The following is a 2,712-nucleotide window of genomic DNA, read 5'->3' on the forward strand; positions in this document are numbered from 1 at the left end:
GGCAGGCGCAGCCCCGTGCTCGCACGAAGGCGGGCCGCGGTCACTGCGATTTCCTGGGAGACCGGCACGACCTCGAAGTTGGCGAGCTCCTTCTCGTAGCGCTTCGCGAGCACATCCTTTCCGTGCTTGAAGGGGCCGGCGAGCACCTCCGCCATTGCAATGGTGGAGATGGCAATCTGGACCTTTCCGTCAGCCTGCAGATCGAAGAGTCCCACGAACGCTGGTGCAAATTCAGGATGGTCGTCGAGCAGGTAGATCAGCGGCGCGGCGTCCACCACAACCAGATCGCCGTCGCGCAGGCCGCCCCATAGCCTGGCAACCGCAGTCGTCTTGCGCGTTCGTGGACTCGGCGGCCTTTTTCCGGAGGTACCCACGACCTCAGTCCCATTCGCTGCGCATGTCCGCGATCGCCTTGGAGGGAGTGCGCCCCCAAAGTCCCTTCCCGCTGCCGCGCAACGCCAGGAAGCGGGAGCGTGGACGGCCCTTGGCGAGCATGTCCGGCGAAACGATGGCTGCATACGGCTTGCCGTGCCGCGTGAGCAGGCTCGGCTCGCCCGCATTCGCACGCGACGCCAGTTCGGGCAAGGTATTGCGACCTTGTTGGAGGCCAACGGTATGCAAAGGCATGGTGGTGCTTTCTGTACGGTCTGTACATTTTATGCCAAATGCGAATCCCTGTGCCGGCTCCGCAATCGTTGACTTCAATTCATCAATCCTTGTCCATACCACGGTCTAGTCAACGTGCGGCGACGCCCGCACAGTACAGGGCATCATGCCCATCGCCCTCCTCGCCCTCACTGCCGGTGCCTTCGGCATCGGTACCACCGAGTTCGTCATCATGGGCCTGCTGTTGCAGGTTTCGGCGGATCTTCATGTCACCATCGCGGCCGCCGGCCTGCTGATCTCGGGCTATGCGCTCGGGGTCGCGGTCGGCGCGCCGCTGCTCACCATCGCCACCCGGCGCGTCCCGCGCAAGACCGTGCTGCTGGCGCTGATGGCGATCTTCACGCTCGACAACATCGCCTGCGCGCTGGCACCCAGCTACGAGACGCTGATGGCGGCGCGGGTGATCACCTCGCTGGCGCACGGCACCTTCTTCGGCGTCGGCTCGGTGGTGGCCACCGGCCTGGTGGCGCCCGAGAAGCGCGCCTCGGCCATCGCCATCATGTTCACCGGCCTCACGGCCGCCACCATGCTCGGCGTGCCGGCCGGCGCCTGGCTGGGCCTGCACTTCGGCTGGCGCTCGACCTTCTGGGCAGTGGCGCTGATCGGCGTGCTCGCACTGGCGGTGCTCGCGCTCTTCGTGCCGCGCCACCGCAGCGCGGACGCGCAGGCACCGGCGCCGCTGCGCGAGGAGCTCGCAGTGCTGGCCCGGCCGCAGGTGCTGCTCGGCCTTGCCATGACGGTGCTGGGCTATGCCGGCGTGTTCGTGGTCTTCACCTACATCCAGCCGCTGCTGACGCGCATCACCGGCCTTTCCGAATCCGCCGTCTCGCCGCTGTTGCTGCTCTTCGGCGGCGGGCTCGCGCTCGGCAACATCCTGGGCGGCAAGCTGGCCGACCGGGCGCTGATGCCGGCCGTGCTGGGCACGCTGGCGGCGCTGGCCGTAGTCCTGGCGGTGATGCAGCCGGCGCTGCAGACCGGCGTGACCGCGGCCCTCTTCGTCGGTGTCCTGGGCATCGCGGCCTTCGCGACGGTCGCGCCGCTCCAGCTGCGCGTGCTCGAGAAGGCGGCCGGGGCCGGCCAGAACCTCGCCTCCAGCCTCAACATCGCCGCCTTCAACCTCGGCAATGCGCTGGGCGCCTGGGTCGGCGGCGCGGTGATCGACCGCGGCCCGGGCCTCGGCGCGCTGGGCTGGGTCGCAGCGCTGCTCACGCTGGCCGGCCTGGCCATCGCGTTGTGGAGCCGCGGTCTCGACCGGCGCGATGCGGCGCCGGCGCACTGCGCGCCGGCCCGCACCTGAAATCGCGTTCTTTCAATCAAACCAGGACCAAGGACTTCTCATGGAACATCGCTTGCTCGGCAGCTCCGGCTTCAAGGTGCCCGCCCTCGGCTTCGGCGCCGGCACCTTCGGCGGCCAGGGGCCGCTCTTCAGCGCCTGGGGCAACACCGACGTGGACGGGGCGCGGCGCCTCATCGACATCTGCCTCGACGCCGGCGTCAATCTCTTCGACAGCGCCGACGTGTATTCGAACGGTGCCTCGGAATCCATCCTCGGCGCCGCCGTCAAGGGCCGGCGCGGCAAGGTGATTCTCTCGACCAAGGTGGCGCTGCGCGCGGGCGACGGGCCCAACGATGTCGGCGCCTCGCGCCACCACCTGATCGCGGCGACCGATGCCGCGCTCGCGCGCCTGGGCACCGACTACATCGATCTCCTGCAGCTGCATGCCTTCGATGCGATGACGCCCGTCGACCAGGTGCTGCGCACGCTCGACGACCTGGTGCGCGCCGGCAAGGTGCGCTATGTCGGCGTGTCGAACTTCTCCGGCTGGCAGCTGATGAAATCGCTGGCAGCTTCCGACAGGCTGGGCCTGTCCCGCTATGTCGCCAACCAGACCTACTACTCGCTGATCGGCCGCGACTACGAATGGGAGCTGATGCCGCTGGGCATCGACCAGGGCATTGGCGCGATCGTCTGGAGCCCGCTGGGCTGGGGCCGCCTCACGGGCAGGATCCGGCGCGGCCAGCCGCTGCCGGCCGGCAGCAGGCTGC

General features: G+C 68.7%; 4 protein-coding genes. 2 read left to right on the forward strand and 2 right to left on the reverse strand.

Annotated features, from left to right (window positions below; translation table 11 throughout):
• Positions 1-374: type II toxin-antitoxin system VapC family toxin (locus APY03_RS42675; protein WP_198161289.1), on the reverse strand; the 374-nt coding region annotated here is incomplete at its 3' end.
• Positions 375-378: 4 nt separating this feature from the next.
• The gene (locus tag APY03_RS24135; RefSeq protein WP_102905782.1) at positions 379-705 is read right to left on the reverse strand and encodes a type II toxin-antitoxin system Phd/YefM family antitoxin; all 327 of its coding nucleotides are present in this window, start codon (positions 703-705) and stop codon (positions 379-381) included.
• 67 nt (positions 706-772) lie between these two features.
• Between APY03_RS24135 and APY03_RS24140 the strand changes: the two genes are divergently transcribed.
• Both APY03_RS24140 and APY03_RS24145 read left to right on the forward strand, forming a co-directional pair.
• A complete protein-coding gene (locus APY03_RS24140) occupies positions 773-1,963 on the forward strand; it encodes an MFS transporter (RefSeq protein WP_068680811.1) in 1,191 nt (396 codons plus the stop codon).
• A 40-nt stretch (positions 1,964-2,003) separates the two neighbouring features.
• Positions 2,004-2,712 (forward strand): aldo/keto reductase (locus tag APY03_RS24145; protein ID WP_232324382.1); only part of this gene is annotated, 709 nt, incomplete at its 3' end.

Source organism: Variovorax sp. WDL1, from assembly GCF_001541225.1.
Lineage (GTDB): Bacteria > Pseudomonadota > Gammaproteobacteria > Burkholderiales > Burkholderiaceae_C > Variovorax.